15 protein-coding genes and 1 tRNA gene are annotated in these 17074 nt (G+C 66.2%); 5 read left to right on the top strand and 11 right to left on the bottom strand.

Annotated features, from left to right (window positions below; genetic code table 11):
* The 6 genes from mfd to guaD all read right to left on the bottom strand — a co-directional run.
* On the bottom strand, nt 1-3708 hold a 3708-nt coding region (gene mfd, locus D4765_RS17475), incomplete at its 3' end, for a transcription-repair coupling factor (RefSeq protein WP_136643598.1).
* 60 nt (nt 3709-3768) lie between these two features.
* Entirely contained in the window at nt 3769-4362 is a 594-nt protein-coding gene (pth, locus tag D4765_RS17480; protein WP_136643599.1) for an aminoacyl-tRNA hydrolase, read from the bottom strand.
* 99 nt (nt 4363-4461) lie between these two features.
* The gene (locus D4765_RS17485; RefSeq protein WP_136643600.1) at nt 4462-5067 is read right to left on the bottom strand and encodes a 50S ribosomal protein L25/general stress protein Ctc; all 606 of its coding nucleotides are present in this window, start codon (nt 5065-5067) and stop codon (nt 4462-4464) included.
* Between the two features lie 152 nt (nt 5068-5219).
* Nucleotides 5220-5741: a gluconokinase gene (locus D4765_RS17490; protein WP_237280538.1), complete on the bottom strand. Its 522-nt coding sequence runs from the start codon at nt 5739-5741 to the stop codon at nt 5220-5222.
* A 9-nt stretch (nt 5742-5750) separates the two neighbouring features.
* Nucleotides 5751-6743 carry an antibiotic biosynthesis monooxygenase gene (locus D4765_RS17495; RefSeq protein ID WP_136643601.1) on the bottom strand — a complete coding sequence of 331 codons (993 nt, stop codon included), beginning with the start codon at nt 6741-6743 and terminating at the stop codon, nt 5751-5753.
* Between the two features lie 6 nt (nt 6744-6749).
* Nucleotides 6750-8147, bottom strand: coding sequence for a guanine deaminase (gene guaD / locus D4765_RS17500; protein WP_136643602.1), 1398 nt, complete (start codon nt 8145-8147; stop codon nt 6750-6752).
* Nucleotides 8148-8253: 106 nt separating this feature from the next.
* Between guaD and gndA the strand changes: the two genes are divergently transcribed.
* Entirely contained in the window at nt 8254-9711 is a 1458-nt protein-coding gene (gene gndA, locus D4765_RS17505; RefSeq protein WP_136643603.1) for an NADP-dependent phosphogluconate dehydrogenase, read from the top strand.
* A 247-nt stretch (nt 9712-9958) separates the two neighbouring features.
* Nucleotides 9959-10324, top strand: a complete 366-nt coding sequence (locus D4765_RS17510; RefSeq protein ID WP_136643604.1) for a hypothetical protein — start codon at nt 9959-9961, stop codon at nt 10322-10324.
* Between the two features lie 64 nt (nt 10325-10388).
* Here the strand turns inward: D4765_RS17510 and D4765_RS17515 are convergent, their stop codons facing one another.
* From D4765_RS17515 to D4765_RS17530, 4 genes are all read right to left on the bottom strand, one after another.
* On the bottom strand, nt 10389-10658 hold the full coding sequence (locus tag D4765_RS17515) for a mycoredoxin (protein WP_136643605.1): 270 nt from the start codon (nt 10656-10658) through the stop codon (nt 10389-10391).
* Nucleotides 10659-10761: 103 nt separating this feature from the next.
* On the bottom strand, nt 10762-11739 hold the full coding sequence (locus tag D4765_RS17520; RefSeq protein ID WP_136643606.1) for a ribose-phosphate diphosphokinase: 978 nt from the start codon (nt 11737-11739) through the stop codon (nt 10762-10764).
* Nucleotides 11740-13227, bottom strand: coding sequence for a bifunctional UDP-N-acetylglucosamine diphosphorylase/glucosamine-1-phosphate N-acetyltransferase GlmU (gene glmU, locus D4765_RS17525; protein ID WP_136643607.1), 1488 nt, complete (start codon nt 13225-13227; stop codon nt 11740-11742).
* Between the two features lie 45 nt (nt 13228-13272).
* A tRNA-Gln gene (locus D4765_RS17530) sits at nt 13273-13344 on the bottom strand.
* A 127-nt stretch (nt 13345-13471) separates the two neighbouring features.
* On the opposite strand from D4765_RS17530, the gene D4765_RS17535 reads away from it, so the two are divergent.
* A complete protein-coding gene (locus D4765_RS17535) occupies nt 13472-13972 on the top strand; it encodes a MarR family winged helix-turn-helix transcriptional regulator (protein WP_136643608.1) in 501 nt (166 codons plus the stop codon).
* A 68-nt stretch (nt 13973-14040) separates the two neighbouring features.
* Here the strand turns inward: D4765_RS17535 and D4765_RS17540 are convergent, their stop codons facing one another.
* On the bottom strand, nt 14041-15876 hold the full coding sequence (locus D4765_RS17540; RefSeq protein ID WP_136643609.1) for an ABC-F family ATP-binding cassette domain-containing protein: 1836 nt from the start codon (nt 15874-15876) through the stop codon (nt 14041-14043).
* 109 nt (nt 15877-15985) lie between these two features.
* On the opposite strand from D4765_RS17540, the gene D4765_RS17545 reads away from it, so the two are divergent.
* Both D4765_RS17545 and D4765_RS17550 read left to right on the top strand, forming a co-directional pair.
* Nucleotides 15986-16519: an adenine phosphoribosyltransferase gene (locus D4765_RS17545; RefSeq protein WP_272898639.1), complete on the top strand. Its 534-nt coding sequence runs from the start codon at nt 15986-15988 to the stop codon at nt 16517-16519.
* 24 nt (nt 16520-16543) lie between these two features.
* The coding region (locus tag D4765_RS17550; RefSeq protein WP_136643611.1) for a 2'-5' RNA ligase family protein at nt 16544-17074 on the top strand (531 nt) is incomplete at its 3' end.

Genomic DNA, 17074 nt, shown 5'->3' on the forward strand with positions numbered 1-17074 from the left:
GGTGAGCTGCTGGCCCAGGATGACGAGACCGGCCAGCGCCGCGATGGCGGGCGCGAGGGCGGGGGCCGGGAAGAGGGCAGCGAGCAGGTTCTCGACCCAGGTGATGAGCTGGGCATCCGGAAGCGGCTCGCCGTTCACGACGGGCATCGGAACGCTGAGCGCCGAGGCCGCTGCGAAATACTTGGCCGCGGGGTACATACGCTTCAACCGCACCTGGATGGAGTCGGGCAGGTTCGCGGGCGCCACGCGCAGGTTCGACCCCATCGCGACGACCTCGCTGAGCCCGGTGCGCTGAGCGAGCCGGCGCAGCTTCGACACCGTGATGAGGTTGGTCACCTGCTCGGGCGGCTCGCCGTAGCGGTCGGTGAGTTCTTCGAGTACCTGGTCGATCTGGCCGTCGGCAGAGGCGGGCGACGACGCGGTCGACAGCTTCTGGTAAGCCTCGAGGCGCAGCCGCTCGCTGTCGACGTACTCTTCGGGGATGCGCGCATCGACGGGCAGCTCGAGCCGCAGCTCGGTCTGCCCCTCGGCCACGTCGCCGCGGAAGGTCGACACCGCCTCGCCGATCATGCGCAGGTACAGGTCGAACCCGACCCCGGCGATGTGCCCCGACTGTTCGCCGCCGAGCAGGTTGCCGGCCCCGCGAATCTCGAGGTCTTTCAACGCGACCTGCATACCCGACCCGAGCTCGTTGTTCGCCGCGATGGTCGACAGCCGGTCGTGCGCGGTCTCGGAGAGCGGCTTGTTCTCGTCATACAAGAAGTACGCATAGGCACGTTCACGCCCGCGCCCGACCCGCCCGCGCAACTGGTGCAGCTGCGAAAGCCCATACTTGTCGGCGCGGTCGATGATCAGCGTGTTGGCGTTAGGGATGTCGAGCCCGGTCTCGATGATCGTGGTCGAGACCAGAACGTCGAATTTGCGCTCCCAGAAGTCGACGATGACCTGCTCGAGTACATGCTCGGGCAGTTGGCCGTGGGCAACAGCGATGCGGGCATCCGGAACCAGCTCGGCGATGTGCGCCGCAACTCGGCTGATCGACTGCACCCGGTTGTGCACGAAGAACACCTGCCCCTCGCGCAGCATTTCGCGGTGGATGGCCGCCGCAATCTGCTTGTCGCTGTTGGGCCCCACGTACGTGAGAATCGGGTGCCGATCTTCGGGCGGCGTGGCCAGGGTCGACATCTCACGGATGCCCGTGACCGCCATTTCGAGCGTGCGAGGGATGGGCGTGGCGCTCATCGACAGAATGTCGACGTTGGTCTTCAGCTTCTTCAGTCTGTCTTTGTGTTCGACGCCGAACCGCTGCTCTTCGTCGATGATGACCAGGCCGAGGTCTTTGAAGACCATCGACTCGGTGAGGATGCGATGGGTTCCGATGACCATGTCGATGGTGCCATCTGCGAGGCCCTTGATGGTCTCGCGGGCCTCCTTGTCGCTCTGAAACCGCGAAAGCGCGCGGGTGTGCACGGGAAACCCAGCGAATCGTTCGGAGAAGGTCTCGAGGTGCTGGCGAACGAGCAGCGTGGTGGGCACCAGCATGGCAACCTGCTTGCCCTCCTGAATCGCCTTGAACGCGGCACGCACGGCGACCTCGGTCTTGCCGAAGCCCACGTCGCCGGCGAGCAGTCGATCCATCGGGATGGGCCGCTCCATGTCGGCCTTGACCTCGTCGATGGTGGTGAGCTGGTCGGGCGTCTCGGCGAAGGGGAAGGCCTCTTCGAGCTCACGCTGCCACGGCGTGTCGGGCCCGAAGGCGTAGCCGCGCGACGCCATGCGGGCGCTGTACAGCTTCACGAGTTCGACGGCGATGTCGCGTACGGCCTTGCGGGCCTTCGACTTCGCAGCCGACCAGTCGCTGCCGCCCATCTTCGACAGCGGCGGTGCCTCTCCCCCGACGTAACGCGTCAGCAGGTCGAGCTGGTCGGTGGGAACGTAAAGTTTGTCGCCCGGGTAACCGCGCTTCGACGGCGCGTATTCGATCAGCAGGTATTCGCGTGTGGTCTTCACGGGGTTGCGGCCGCCGCTTGACACCTCGCGCTGCGTGAGTTCGATGAACCGACCGATGCCGTGCGTCTGATGCACCACCACGTCGCCGGCTTTCAGCTGCAAAGGATCGACGACGTTCTTGCGGCGCGTCGCCAGCTTCTTGACCTGGCGCGAGTCGTACCCGGCGGTGCGGCCGTAGAACTCCGACTCGCTGATGAGCGCGAGCTTCGTCTGCGGCAGCTCGAAACCGCTCTCGACAGTGGCCTTCACGAGGTATGCGATGCCGGGTTCGGGGTCGGCGGGAAACTCGTCGACGACCCGGGCGGCGAGTTCGTGCTCGCCCAGCACATCGGCAGCCCGCTCGACCAGGCCGCTGCCGGCGGCCACGACAGCCACCGTCCAGCCATCGCGCAGGCGCGCGGCGACGTGTTCGAGGGCGCCGTCGACGTTGCCCTGAAAGCTCGGCACTGCGTCGGCCGCGATTCGCACGTAGTGCGCGTCTGTGTCGACGATGGCCTGCAGGTGTTCGTCGACGGATGCTGTACCGCTGTCGAACGTGCTGAAAGTCCACCACGGGCGCTTCGACCCCGCGGCCGCCCGCAGGTCGTTCAGCGTGATGAATTCGCCCGACGCAAGGTCGATCGGAGCCTCGGCCCCGGCCGTCGCAGCGTTCCACGCGGCCGACAGAAACTCGCGGTTCGTCTCGGTGAGACTGACCGCCCGGCTCGCCACCCGCTCGGGCGAGATGACGGCGATGGCCGCACCCGCCGGCAGGTAGTGCGTCACCGTCACGAGCCGGTCGAGCAGCGCCGGGGCGAGGCTCTCCATGCCCTCGACCGGAATGCCCTGCGAGATCTTCTCGAGCAGCCCCGCGAGACTCGGAAACTCGTGCTGCATCTCCCGCGCCCGCTGCCGCACGGGCTCGCTCAGCAGCAGTTCGCGGCTCGGCGGCAGCTCGACGCTGTCGAACGCCACGTCGAGCGATCGCTGGTCGGCCACAGAGAAGCCGCGGATCTCCTCGATCTCATCCCCGAAGAAATCGACCCGCACCGGATGCTCGGCCACCGCCGGGAACACATCGAGAATGCCGCCCCGCACCGCGAACTCGCCGCGCCGGGTCACCATGTCGACCCGGGAGTACGCGAGTTCGACAAGATCGGTGGTGAGCTTGGCGAGGTCGTACCCACGCCCGCTCTTCACGAGCCGCACGGGCTCCTGCACGGCGAGGTTGTCGGCCAACGGCTGCAGCGCGGCACGCACCGACGCCACCACGATGAGCGGCCGGGGCCGAACGGGAACTTCGCCTGCCGGGGCGATTGCCGCGCGCACCGACGGTACCCCCGCAGCATCGGCCGCGGCCGTCTCGGCCGACCACGCAGCGAGTCGCCGCAGCGCCGCGATGCGCTTGCCCACGATCTCGGCGCTCGGGCTCAGACGTTCGTGCGGCAGTGTCTCCCACGCCGGAAACTCGAGCACCTCGGCTTCGGGAGCAAGCGACCCGAGACTCGCGCGGAGCCCCTCGGAGTCGCGCCCGGTCGCGGTGACAACGAGCATCACCTGCGGCAGAGAGTCGGCCGCGCGCTGCGAAAGCAGCGCAGACAGCAGCGGGGCTCGGAGCCCATCGGTGAGCGAGAAGTCGGCGTCGCGGCCGGCCTCTGCCACGGCGCGGTCGAACGTGGAGGCGCGCAAGAGCGCTGCGATCAAACCCTGAAGTATCACTGAACCAATTCTACGGGCCCCCACCGACACCCGCACGGGGTCAGACGCAGGCCGCGCGACTCAGGCCGGCGGTGGCGCGTGAAACTGCTGCTGCGCAGCCGTGAGCCCGTCGGCCGCAATCTTCACCACGGCGTCGGCCGCGTCTGCAAGCAGGATGGGCAGGTTCTGCCGCTCGGTCGACGAGAAGTCGCGCAGCACGAAGTCGGCCGCGTTCTGGCGGCCGGGAGGCCGGCCGATGCCCACCCGCACCCGGGCGAAGTCGCCGGTGCCGGCCGCCGCGATGATGTCGCGAATGCCGTTGTGCCCGCCGTGCCCGCCGCCGAACTTCAGGCGCAGGGTGTCGAACGGGATGTCGAGTTCGTCGTGCACGACGATGAGCCGCGACGGCTCGAGCGAGTAATACGAGAGCAGCCCGGCGGCCGGGCCACCGGAGTTGTTCATGAAACTGTTCGGCTTCGCCAGAATGAAACGGGGGCCGCCCGGAGTGCTCCGACCCTCGGCCACGCGAGCGTTGGCCTTGTGCGACCTGAAGGGGGCCGAGAGGCGCCCGGCCAGATCATCCAGAACCATCTGCCCCACGTTGTGGCGATTGCCGGCGTATTCGGGCCCGGGATTGCCGAGCCCGATGACGAGCCACGTGTCAGTTGCAGCCACGGCTGTCACCGAACCCTTCTGGCGCGATCACGCCGGTGAAACCCAAACGTGCCGTGGCGAACAGGCCGCCACGGCACGAAGGAGATGAACGAAGAACGACTACGCGGGCTTCGGAGCGTCAGAGGTCGACGCGTCGCCAGCCGAGAGGCTGTCACCGAGGTCTTGCTCCTCGGGGATCGACACAGCCACGATGAGCTGGTCTTCGTCGCCGATGAGAATGGCGCCCTCGGGCAGCTCGATGTCTCTCGCCAGAATCTGGGTGCCGGCCTCGGCGCCCTCGATGTTGACGGTGACGCGGGTGGGGATGTTGGTGGCCAGCACCTCGAGCAGCAGCACGAAGGTGTCGAGGTCGGCCGTGGCACCCGAGACGGGCTCACCCTCGACCTGAACGGCAACTTCAACCTGCACACGCTCGCCCTGGCGAACGGCGATCAGGTCGAGGTGCTCGATGATCTGGCGTACGGGGTCTTTCTGAACGTCTTTCACGAGCGCCAGCTGAGGCGTGCCTTCGATGTCGAGCTCAATGAGCGCGTTCGACTTGCGAATGAGCAGGAAGACCTCGTGGCCGGGCAGGCTCACGTGCTGGGGGTCGGCGCCGTGGCCGTAGATCACTGCGGGGATCTTGCCGGCAGCACGGAGCTTGCGAGCCGCGCCCTTGCCGAATGAGGTGCGGGTTTCCGCAACGATCTTGTTGTCGTCAGCCATGATTGTTCTCCTCACGGGGTCAGCCCCCGCGTCGATTGGGTTTGCAAAGTGTTTTCAACTCGAACGCGTCAGCGTGAGGAAAGACGTAAAGCCTCTTCTACCGCGTCGATTACGGATGCCGGGCATCCCTCGCCGAAGTTCAGTGCTTGAGTCTACACGGATGCCCGTAGCCATGCGACCGCGTCGCCAACGATGGCGGCCGGCGTCTGCCCTGTGTCGAGCACACAGCCGCGCTCGTCGGTCTGCAGCGGTTCGAGGGTGTCGAGCTGGGAGTCGAGCAGCGCGGCGGGCATGAAGTGGTGCTCGCGGTGCACCATGCGGGCCCGGATGAGCGCACTTCCGCCTGCGAGGTGCAGAAACACGGTGTCGGGGGCGAAGCTTCTCAGGGCGTCTCGATACGCCTTCTTGAGGGCAGAGCATGCCACGACGGGGCCTCGACCCGGCTCGCCGTGCAGCACCTGGCCGACGGCCGCGAGCCAGGGCTGGCGATCGGAGTCGGTCAGCGGGGTACCGGCGGCCATTTTCGCCTTGTTCGCAGCGGGGTGCAGGTCGTCGCCGTCGATGAACGACACCCCGAGCGCCGACGCGAGAGCCAACCCGACGGTCGTCTTCCCCGACCCCGAGACGCCCATGACGACGGTGGGCGGCAGTTTCACAATCGGCAGGGAAGTCACCCGGTCAGCCTAACTGCGCAGCGCGATCAGCCACGCATCGAGACCCATCAGCGCCGCGTACAACACGATCAGAATCCCGTACCCCGCCAGGTTTCGCCCCCGGGAGATGTGCTCCGCGTGCCACCACCCGAATACGCGGAAGATCCACGGCGCCACCACCCAGCCGAGCAGCTGCGTGCTGAAGACGTTACCGATGAACAGGCTCGCCCAGAACGGCACCCCGTTCGCCTCCAGCAGCGGCGCGCTGATGAAGAAGCCGAACAGGAACACGATCGGATAGAGCACCAGCAGCACCAGCAGGTTGTCTTTGAAGATCGCCAGTCGCGACGGCGTGTCGACGCCCGAACGGCTGCCGTCCCAGAAAGAGAAGCCGTAGCGCGACCGACTCACCTTCATCTGCGCATTGAACGACTCGCCCTCACTGAGCAGGCGAGTGCGCTGCGGCGACTCGACCCAGGCGCTCAGGTGCTCGTCGCTGTCGAAGCTCAGGATGACCGTCCAATCGTCTTGCAAGCCCGGAGTCGGCCGCTCGATCTTGTGCCCCCGAAACCCGGCAAAACTCGCTTCGGCCGCCGAGATGCGACGCTGCCACTCGAGGAACTCACTCTCGCGGTCAACCGGAACCCTGCTTGTGACGATGATCGAGGCGGCCGCCGGAACCTGGCGCTGGTGCTCCGTGACGAAGTGGAACTCCTCCTGGCCGACGAAGATGTGCTCGATCTCCGCGAAGAGCGCCGCACGCTCGCCGCTCTGCAACCACGACTGTGCGGCCTCGGCATTCTCGAAGCGCTGCACGAGAACCCAGTCGGTCTGCGCGGGCGGCGAGGGCTCGATCACCGTGCGGTCGATGAACCCGGTCCACGCAGCGAGAACCGCCCCGAGCTTCAGCTCCCACGCCCGGTAGGCCTCATCGCTGCCCGGCACGATGCGGCGCTGGATGATCAGCGAGACGGGCGCTCCCGCCACCCGATCACCTGCAGCGACCGTCTCCCCCTTGGTCATGGCCTGTTAGGCCTTCTGGTAGGCGCGCTCGCCCATCACCCAGGTCTGATCGACGGCACGGTCGTCGCCGACGATCATGATTCCGAAGAGCATGTTGGCGGCATCATCCATCGTCACCGGGTCTCCGCCGTCGGCAATGAGTGTCGAGTGCCAGTCGGCACCGGGAGGGCCCTGCGTCCAGTCGAGGGCAACGAAGTCGGCCTCCTTGCCGACGTCGAAGCTGCCGACACGGTCGTCGATGTAGAGCCCCTCGGCCCCGCCCAGCGTGATCGACCAGAAGGCACGATAGGCCGAGAGCTTGTTGCGCTCGGCCTCGGCGGCGTCTTTCAGAGAGGGGTCGATGCTGCCGTCGAGCAGGGTGTTGTTGATCATCCCGACCTTGTAGGCACCGTCGAGAACAGCGAGCATGCTGAACCGGTTGCCGCCGCCCATGTCGGTGCCGAACGTCATGCGCACGCGCTGGTCGGGGTCGGTCGCCTTTCCGAGCCGGAACATGCCGCTGCCGAGAAAGAGGTTCGAGTTGGGGCAGAACGTGACCGACGCTTCTGCGTCGTGAAGGCGCTTGTACTCGGAGTTCGACAGCCAGACCGCGTGACCACCGGTGAACTTCGGACCGACCAGATTGTATTTCTCGTACACCGCGAGGTAGTCGTCGGCACCCGGGTGAACCACCCCGACGCCGCGAATCTCGGCGGGGTTCTCTGAGATGTGAGTGTGCACCCAGGCATCCGGATGCTCGGTCTTCAGCTGCGCGCATCGCTCGAGCAACTCGGGGCTGGCGCCGAACGCGAACCTCGGTGTGATGGCGTAGAGGTTACGGCCGACGTTGTGATACTTCTCGATCAGGGTCTTGCTGTCGGCATAGAAGGCGTCTGCCGTGTCGACGAAGTAGTCGGGGGCGTTCGTGTCGATACCGGTGAGTCCCGAGATGACCCGCATGTTTCGTCGCGACGCCTCCTCGAAGAGCTCCTCGGTGCAGACGGGAGCGGTGCTCGTGAAGGCCTGCACCGTTGTCGTTCCAGAGGCGAGCAGGTTGTCGAAGAATCGCACCGCGCCGTCTTTGGCGTACTGGCGGTCGGCGTACCGCGCTTCCTCGGGGAAGACCCACTTCTGCAGCCACGGCAGCAGCTGCTCACCGAAGGCGCCGAGCACACGGGTCTGGGGAAAGTGGATGTGCCCGTCGATGAAACCCGGCGTGATGATGCGGTGCTCGATGTGCGTGATCTCGAGGTCGGCGTACTCGCCCGCTCGATCGCTGTAGGGGCCGAACGAGACGATGATGCCGTCGTCGACGACCAGCAGGCCGTCTGCGAGAAATCTCGCCGAGGCCTCTTCGTCGCCCACATGCTTCCATGGGTCGTCTATGAAATCAAAAAAAGAACCACGAATTCCGCGAACGGTCATTGCTCTGCCTTCCCTGCGTCTGAGGCAACACCAGACACAACAGTGGCCCCGGGTCAGATCGTACTAAACCGCTACGCTGGAAAGGGCAATTCTTTGGAGGAAACTTATGGCTGAAACAAGCGAAGCGACAGCGAACATCGGTGTTGTCGGGCTTGCCGTGATGGGCTCGAACCTGGCGCGCAACCTCGCCAGCCGAGAGGGCAACACCGTGGCGGTGTACAACCGCTCACCTGAACGTACGAAACTGCTCACCGACGAGCATCCTGAAGCCGGCTTCGTGGCCAGCGAGAAGATCGAAGACTTCGTTGCATCGCTGACCAAACCGCGAACGGCCATCATCATGGTGCAGGCGGGAAAAGGCACTGACGCCGTCATCTCGCAACTGGCCGACCTGTTCGACGAGGGCGACATCATCGTCGACGGCGGCAACGCACTGTTCACCGACACCATTCGGCGAGAAGAAGCCATCACGGCCAGGGGAATCCACTTCGTGGGCACCGGCATCTCGGGTGGCGAAGAGGGCGCGCTGAAGGGCCCCTCGATCATGCCCGGCGGTTCGAACGAGTCGTACGTGACGCTCGGCCCGATTCTCGAGTCGATCGCCGCCATCGCCGAGGGCGAACCCTGCGTGACGCACGTGGGTACCGGCGGCGCCGGCCACTTCGTGAAGATGATCCACAACGGCATCGAGTACGCCGACATGCAGCTCATCGCCGAGTCGTACGACCTGCTCACCAAGATCGGCGGCCTCTCCCCCGCGGGAGCCGCCGACGTGTTCACTGAGTGGAACTCGGGCGACCTCGAGTCGTACCTCATCGAGATCACGGCCGAAGTGCTCAAGCAGGTCGATGCAAAGACCGGTAAGCCATTCGTCGACATCGTGCTCGACCAGGCCGGCTCGAAGGGCACCGGCGTCTGGACCGTTCAGAACGCCCTCGACCTGGGCGTACCCGTCGGCGGCATCGCCGAGGCCGTGTTCGCCCGCGCCGTGTCGAGCCACCCCGAGCAGCGCGAGGCGGCGCAAGCCGTCATCACGTCGCGCCCCACCCCCGTCGAGGTGGGCGAGTCGTTCTCCGACGACGTGAACGCCGCGCTGTACGCCTCGAAGGTCGTCGCCTATGCGCAGGGCTTCGACGCCATCATCGCCGGCGCCGAGAAGTACGGCTGGGAGATCAACAAAGGCAACATCGCGAAGATCTGGCGGGGTGGCTGCATCATTCGCGCCCAGTTCCTGAACCGCATCGTCGAGGCGTACGACAACAACCCCGAGCTGAAGACGCTGCTGGCCGACCCGTACTTCGCCTCGGCCGTGGCCAATGGTGAGGCGGCGTGGCGCCGTATCGTGTCGACAGCAGCGCTGTCGGGCATCCCGGTGCCCGGCTTCTCGTCAGCTCTCAGCTACTACGACTCGCTCGCGTCGAAGCGCCTGCCGGCCTCGCTGGTGCAGGCGCAGCGCGACTTCTTCGGGGCGCACACGTACAAGCGCGTCGACAGGGAAGGCACTTTTCACACGCTGTGGTCGGGTGACCGAAGCGAGATCGAGTCCGAGGGTAGCTCGCACTAGGCCGTTCTCGCCGAACGAAAGGCCCGGTGGTCGCGCAATCGCGCGGCTGCTGGGCTTTTTTACCAATTCAGCGCCAAACGGCAGTTTTTGTACCCATTTCGCTGACTGATCGTTATGCAGCGGGCTCGGTTTGCCCCGCGAAGGAGGCGCATAATTTAGGCATGGCCACTGCACCCCTGACGGCACAGCCACGACCCCTGCCGCACGTCGTGACACGAGCCGCGCGAGCCCTCGAGGCCGTCTGCCGATGAGCGACACGTACGACGAGCCCGAGCTGGCGGGTTACGAGCCGCACGGCGCCAAGCCCCTGAGAAGCGCCCGCGCGAAGACGTTCATGCGCGTCGTGGTGATACTGGGGATTGCGGCGCTGGTGCTGCCGGGCATCCTGACCACCTATGGCCTCGCGAAGGCGACCGCACAGGCTGCGTGTGCTGCGAACGTGGCGTATCGGGCGCCGAGCGCCACCGGTGCGAACGCGAAGTTCGAGTTGTTCGGCCAAGGCGGCATCGGGTGGCAGTGCTATTCGGTGGGCGCGTACGGCGGTGACCGGAGGCCGATCGCGCCGCTCGGGCTGATTCCCACCTATCCCTCGCAGGCGACGCTGCCGGGCTGAGCCTCGGTGGATCCATTCGGGCGGGGCGTGGGCCCGGGCCTCGGTTCGGGCCCGGGGTCAGGGTCTAGAGGCCGAGCCGCGACTTCACTTCGAACACCGACGGGTTCGTTGCGCTCGATCCGTCAGGAAAGAGCACAGTGGGAACCGTCTGGTTGCCGCCATTCAGCGCCTCAACCAACTCGGCCGTACCGGCAACATCTTCGATGTTGATCTCGGTGTAGCCGATGCCATCCTTGTCGAGTTGCTTCTTCAACCGGTTGCAGTAGCCGCACCACGAGGTGGAGAACATCGTGATGGTCTCGGCCGCCGGAAGGTACTCAGTCGTTGTCGTCATAGCGTTCTCAACCTGCCATTGTCATCAAATATTTCGCGTACGGCCGGGCTCGGGCGGCCAAACTCGCGCGGCTGGGCTAGCGCGGTTGGCCGTACGAACGCGCCTACGCGTCGCCGTCGAACATCGACGTGACAGAGCCGTCGTCGAAGACCTCGTGAATCGCCCGCGCCAACAGCGGCGCGATCGGCAGCACGGTGAGTGACTCGAAACGCTTCTCCATCGGAATGGGCAGTGTGTCGGTCACGACAACCGAGTCGATGAAGTCGCTCTGCAGAATCTGGCTCGCCGGGTCGGAGAAGACCGCGTGCGTCGCCGCCACGATGACACCCTTTGCACCCGCGTTCTTCAGGGCTTCGGATGCCGCGACAATCGTTCGCCCGGTATCGATCAGGTCATCCACCAGCAGGCACCAGCGCCCACTGACGTCGCCCACGATCTCGTGTACCGACACATGGTTCGGCACCAGCGGGTCGCGGCGTTTGTGGATGATCGCCAGCGGGGTGCCGAGCTTGTCACTCCACACGTCAGCGACGCGAACACGGCCCATGTCGGGTGAGACGACCGTCAGCTGTGACAGGTCGAACGTCTTGCGAATGTGCTCCATGAGTACCGGCATGGCGAACAAGTGGTCGACGGGGCCGTCGAAGAAGCCCTGGATCTGCGGTGCGTGCAAGTCGACCGACATGATGCGGTCGGCACCGGCGGCCTTGAACAGGTCGGCGATGAGGCGCGCGGAGATGGGCTCGCGGCCGCGGTGCTTCTTGTCTTGGCGGGCGTACGGGTAGAACGGCGCCACCACGGTGATGCGTTTCGCCGATGCTCGCTTGAGAGCATCGACCATGATGAGTTGCTCCATGAGCCACTCGTTGATCGGGTCGGTGTGAGACTGGATGACAAACACGTCGCTGCCGCGAACGCTGCCGTTGAAACGCACGTACAACTCGCCGTTGGCGAACGTGTGGCTGGTCGTGGAGATCAGGCCTGTCTCGAGTTCGGCTGCGATCGCCGCCGCGAGTTCGGGATGAGCTCGCCCGGTTGCCAGAACCAGATGCTTCTCATTTTCGGCCGTGATCTCAGACACTTATTCTCCGGTTTTCTCGGCGTCGGGCGCCGATTGTAGTGAATTGTTCGCCTGCTGGGCTGCCCGGTCGGCGTCACTGCCGGCACGGTGGGTTGCAACCCATCCTTCGAGGTTTCTCTGGGGGGCCACGTTCATCGCGAGCGACCCCGCCGGAACGTTCTTGCGCACCACTGTTCCGGCGCCACTGTACGCCCCATCGCCAATTGTAACGGGGGCGACGAAGACGTTGTGTGAGCCCATTCTCACGTTCGAACCCACCACCGTCTCGCTCTTCGTCACACCGTTGTAGTTGGCAAAGATCGAGCCGGCACCGATGTTCGAGTTCGTACCGATGCGAGCGTCGCCCACATACGACAGGTGCGGCACCTTGCTGCCGTCACCGATCTGGGCGTTCTTGGTCTCGACGAATGCGCCGATCTTGCCGTCGGCACCCAGTACTGTGTTCGGCCGCAAGTAGGAGAACGGCCCCACCGTGGCGCCGGCCCCGATGACCGACAGCGTGGCATCCGACCGCTTCACGATCGCACCCTCGCCCACTTCGCAATCGAGAAGGGTCGTGTCGGGGCCCACCACGGCGCCACGGGCGATGACCGTGGCGCCCCGCAACTGGGTGCCCGGCAGAATGGTGACGTCGGGCTCGATGGTGGTCTTCAGGTCGATCCACGTCGTCGCCGGGTCGTGAACCGTCACCCCAGCCAATTGCCAGCCCCGGATGATCAGGGCGTTCATCTTGGCGGCGGCCTCACTCAGTTGCGCCCGGTCGTTGATACCCGCCACGAGCCACGCGTCGGCGACCGGAAGCACCGACACGTCAGACCCCGCTCGCCGCAGCAGCTCGATCATGTCGGTCAGGTACTTCTCGCCCTGCGCGTTGTGAGTGGTGAGCTGGGGCAGAAGCTCACGGAGCTGGGCGACACCGAACATGTAGACGCCGGCGTTGATCTCGCTGATCGCCAGCTCGCTGTCGGTCGCGTCACGGTGTTCGACGATGCGGTCGACCCTGCCGTTCGACTCACGGATGACCGAGTCGGCACCCGATCGAACGATGCGGCCATAGCCCGACGGGTCGTCGAGGTACGCGCTGAGGAGCGTCGCCGAAGCAAGGCTTCTGCGGTGCTCGGCGATCAGACCGGAGAGCGTCGCGACGTCGAGAAGCGGGGTGTCGCCGTTGATCACCAGCACGTCACCGTCGAAGTCGGCAGGCAGCGCTGCCACGGCCTGCTCCACCGCGCGGCCGGTGCCTGGAGTCTCGTCTTGGTCGACGATGAGCCCGCCGGGCATGTGCTCGGAGATGACCTCGACGAGGCGGTCGCGCTCATGACGCACCACGGTGACGGTGTAGAAGGCATCCAACTCGCGGGCCGTGCCGAGCACGTGGCTCACGATGGGAACCCCCGCCAGCTCATGCAGCAGCTTCGGAGTCTCAGACTTCATGCGCGTGCCCTGGCCCGCCGCCAGGATGATGATCGCGAGTCGGGAGTCGGTCACGTGGTTCTCACTCTCTGCTGCGGTTGCTCGCCTCGACGCGTACTGCTCCGCCTCCAGGATTCGAACCTAGTCCTAACAGCTCCAAAGGCTGTCGTGCTGCCGTTACACCAAGGCGGAATGCACAGCGGCGCGCCGTGTGCAGTAAACAAGTCTGCCAGAGCTTCGGGCCTCGCGTGACGCGCTGAGGTCATCCCAGCAAACTTTCCGGGCAGAAACCGCCGTCAAAGAGCCGGATAATGAGTAAATGCCCGATGCCGAATCCACTGACTCCGTCGACGAGATCGTCGACGCGTGGAGACGCGAGCGCCCCGATCTCGACTTCGCCCCCCTGCAGGTTCTCTCGCGTGTGTGGCGGCTCTCCCGGCACCTCGACCGGGCCAGAAGAACCTCGTTCGGCTCGAGCGAACTCGAATCGTGGGAGTTCGACGTGCTGTCTGCACTTCGGCGCGCCGGGTCGCCCTACCAGTTGAGCCCCAAAGCCCTGCTCGAAGAGACCATGGTGTCGTCGGGAACCATGACGAACCGCATCGACCGGCTCGTCGGCCGGGGGTTCGTCGAGCGCCGTACGAGCCCGCACGATGGCCGGGGCATCCTCGTGACCATGACGAACGAGGGCCTCGCCCGGGTCGACGCGGCCATCGCCGAACTCGTGACGAGCGAGTCAAAGCTGCTCTCCGCCCTCACCAAACCCGACCAGGAACGCCTGGCGGGCCTGCTGCGCAAGCTCAGCCGCGACTTCGACTGACGTGCGGTTCGCGGGCGCGTCATCCTGCTGGCGTCAGCCGCCCGCCTGCGCCCACGAGAACCGCGCCGCTATGCCAGCAGCTCGCTGAGCTGCAGCCAGCGCACCTCGAGGTCGCTGAGCGTGCTCTGAACGGTGTCGAGCTCGGTCGAGATCGCGCCGAGCCCCGCGTAGTCGCTCTGGTCGTGAGCCGCCATCCGCGCGTGAATCTCGGTGACCTGGCTGCCGTACTTCTCGAGCCTGCGGTTCACCGAAGCGAGCTCCTTCTGGGCTGCCCGCAGTTCTGCTCCTGCCAGCGCCGGCTTCGCGTTCGCCTTGCCGGCTCCGGATGCCCCGCCCGCGCTGCCTGCGCCCGAACCGTCGCCCGACGAGCCCCGCGCAGCGTTTCTCTGCTGCAGCGCGCGCACCTCGAGGTACTGGTCGACCCCGCGCGGCAAGTGGATGAACCCACCATCGATCACCGCGTACTGGTTGTCTGTGACGCGCTCGAGCAAGTACCGGTCGTGCGACACCACCAGCAGCGTGCCCGGGTAGGTGTCGAGCAGGTCTTCGATGGCCGCGAGCATGTCGGTGTCGAGGTCGTTGGTTGGCTCATCCAGAATCAGAACGTTCGGCTCACTGAGCAGGATGAGCAGCAGCTGCAGGCGGCGCTTCTGGCCACCCGACAGGTCTTTCACCGGGGTCGAGAGCTGCGCGGCGGTGAAACCCACCCGCTCGAGCAGCTGGCCGGGCGTCATCTCTTTGCCGCCGGAGACATAGGTGCTGCGCTGGCGGCCGATGACCTCGCTGACGCGATCGTTCAGAATGTCGTCGAGCTCGAACAGCTGCTGAGTGAGGGTGGCGACCTTGATCGTCTTGCCACGCTTCACCCGGCCGGTGGTCGGCTGCAGCGAACCCGAGACCAGGCTGAGCAGCGTGCTCTTGCCCACACCGTTCACGCCCAGGATGCCCGTGCGCTCGCCCGGCGCGATACGCCAGGTGACATCGTGCAGAACCTTCTTCGGGCCGTTCTTGCCGTCGTAGACCACCGAGATGTTCTCGAGGTCGACCACGTCTTTTCCGAGCCGCTGCATGGCCATCGCCGAGAGCGACACAGAGTTGCGGGCGGGTGGCTCGTCGGCGATCAGCGCGTTCGCCGCGTCGATGCGGAATTTCGGTTTCGCCGTGCGGGCAGGAGCGCCCCGCCGCAGCCACGCCAGCTCCTTCTTCATGAGGTTCTGTCGTTTCGACTCCATGGTCGCCGCCATCGTGTCGCGCTCGACGCGCTGCAGAATGTAGGCCGCGTAGCCGCCCTCGAACGGCTCGATGAGCTGGTCGTGCACCTCCCACGTGGCCGTGCAGATCTCATCGAGAAACCACCGGTCGTGTGTGACGACCACGAGGCCGCCCGAGTTCGTCGCCCAGCGCTTCTTCAGGTGCCCTGCGAGCCAGGAGATGCCTTCGACGTCGAGGTGGTTTGTCGGTTCGTCGAGAAAGATGATGTCGTGGTCGCCGATGAGCAGGGCCGCTAGAGCCACCCGCCGGCGTTGGCCACCGGAGAGGTCGTCGACCAGGGCATCCCACGGAATGTCGCTTGCCAGGCCCGCGATCACGTCGCGCACGATGGGGTCGCCTGCCCAGACGTGCTCGTCGATGCCGCCCACGATCGTGTCGCCCACGGTCTTGGTGCCGTCGAGAAGGTCGGCCTGGTCGAGCATCGCGAGCGTCACGCCGTTGCGGCGGGTCACCCGGCCGGAATCGGGCTCCATGCGGCCCGAGAGCAGGCGCAGCATGGTCGACTTGCCGTCGCCGTTACGGCCAACAATGCCGATGCGGTCGCCTTCGTTGATGCCCAGTGTGACGTCGTCGAAGATGACGCGCGTCGGAAATTCGAGATGGAGGGACTCGGCCCCCAGTAGATGTGCCACCCCTCAAGTTGACCACAGGTTGAGGTGGCGGGCTGCCGTGCGGCGGTTTCGGGGCCGCCGATTGCGTTGTCGGCAGACCCCGCCCGCGCGCGTCGGCTACCCTCGTGAGGTGACGAATGAGACGGTAGCCGAGCTGATCGCTCGCCGAATGACGACGACGCCCGATTTTCCGAAGCCGGGCATCCTGTTTCGCGATCTCACTGCACTCATGGCCGACGGTGAGGGGCTCCGCCGGGTGACGGATGCCCTGACCTCAGCCATGCCCGCCGACGTCGATGCCGTGGTGGGGGTCGAGGCTCGCGGGTTTCTGTTCGCGGCGGCCGCGGCCGTCTCGCGGGCAATCGGCGTCTACCCGATTCGCAAGCAGGGAAAGCTGCCCGGGCCGCTGCTGAGCGAGACCTATGACCTCGAATACGGCTCCGCGACCATCGAGCTGCAGCCCGACTCTCTCGCTCCGGGCTCGCGCGTCTACGTTCTCGACGATCTGCTGGCCACGGGCGGAACCCTCGTTGCCGCAGTGCGGCTCCTCGAGCGGGCAGGGTACGTGGTGGTCGGCGTGGGTGTCGCGATCGAGCTCGCCGAACTCGGCGGGCGGACGGCGCTCGGCGCTCACCCCGTCAACGCGTTGCTCACGATTTCGTAGCGGCGGGTATCCGGTGATCTGGCCATGATGAGCATCGAACTGCTGCTCGATGCGGCACTGGATGCCCGTATCCGCGCCGAGTGGAACACCCTGCTGCTCGCGGGGCTGCCGAGCCAGGCGCGGCACTCGGGCGCGAGCAATGCGCCGCACGTGACGCTGCTCGCGGCGGAGGCTGTCGAGGTCGGCGTGGTCGGGGTCGGCGCAGTCGGGGCCGGGGTGCTCCCGGCTGAGGTGCAGCTCAGCGGATTCGCGGTGTTCGGAGCCGGGCCAAAGGGGCTGGTGCTGTCGCGACTCGTGGTGGTGAGCCGCGAGTTGCAGGCGCTGCACGCCGCGGTGCACGCGGCCGCCACGGGCCTGATCGGTCTCTCGGAGCTCACTGCCGTCGACCGGTGGACACCCCACATCACCCTCGCGAGCCGCCTCACCCCAGCGCAACTCGGGGCGGCCATCGAGCTGCTCGCGCCGCCGCCCGCGCCCCACCCGCAACCCACCGAACCGCCCGCGCCCCACCCGCAGCCGCACGTCGGCCGCGCGGTCGCCCTCCGGCACTGGAAC

It is taken from the genome of Subtercola vilae, from assembly GCF_004923255.1.
Lineage (GTDB): Bacteria > Actinomycetota > Actinomycetes > Actinomycetales > Microbacteriaceae > Subtercola > Subtercola vilae.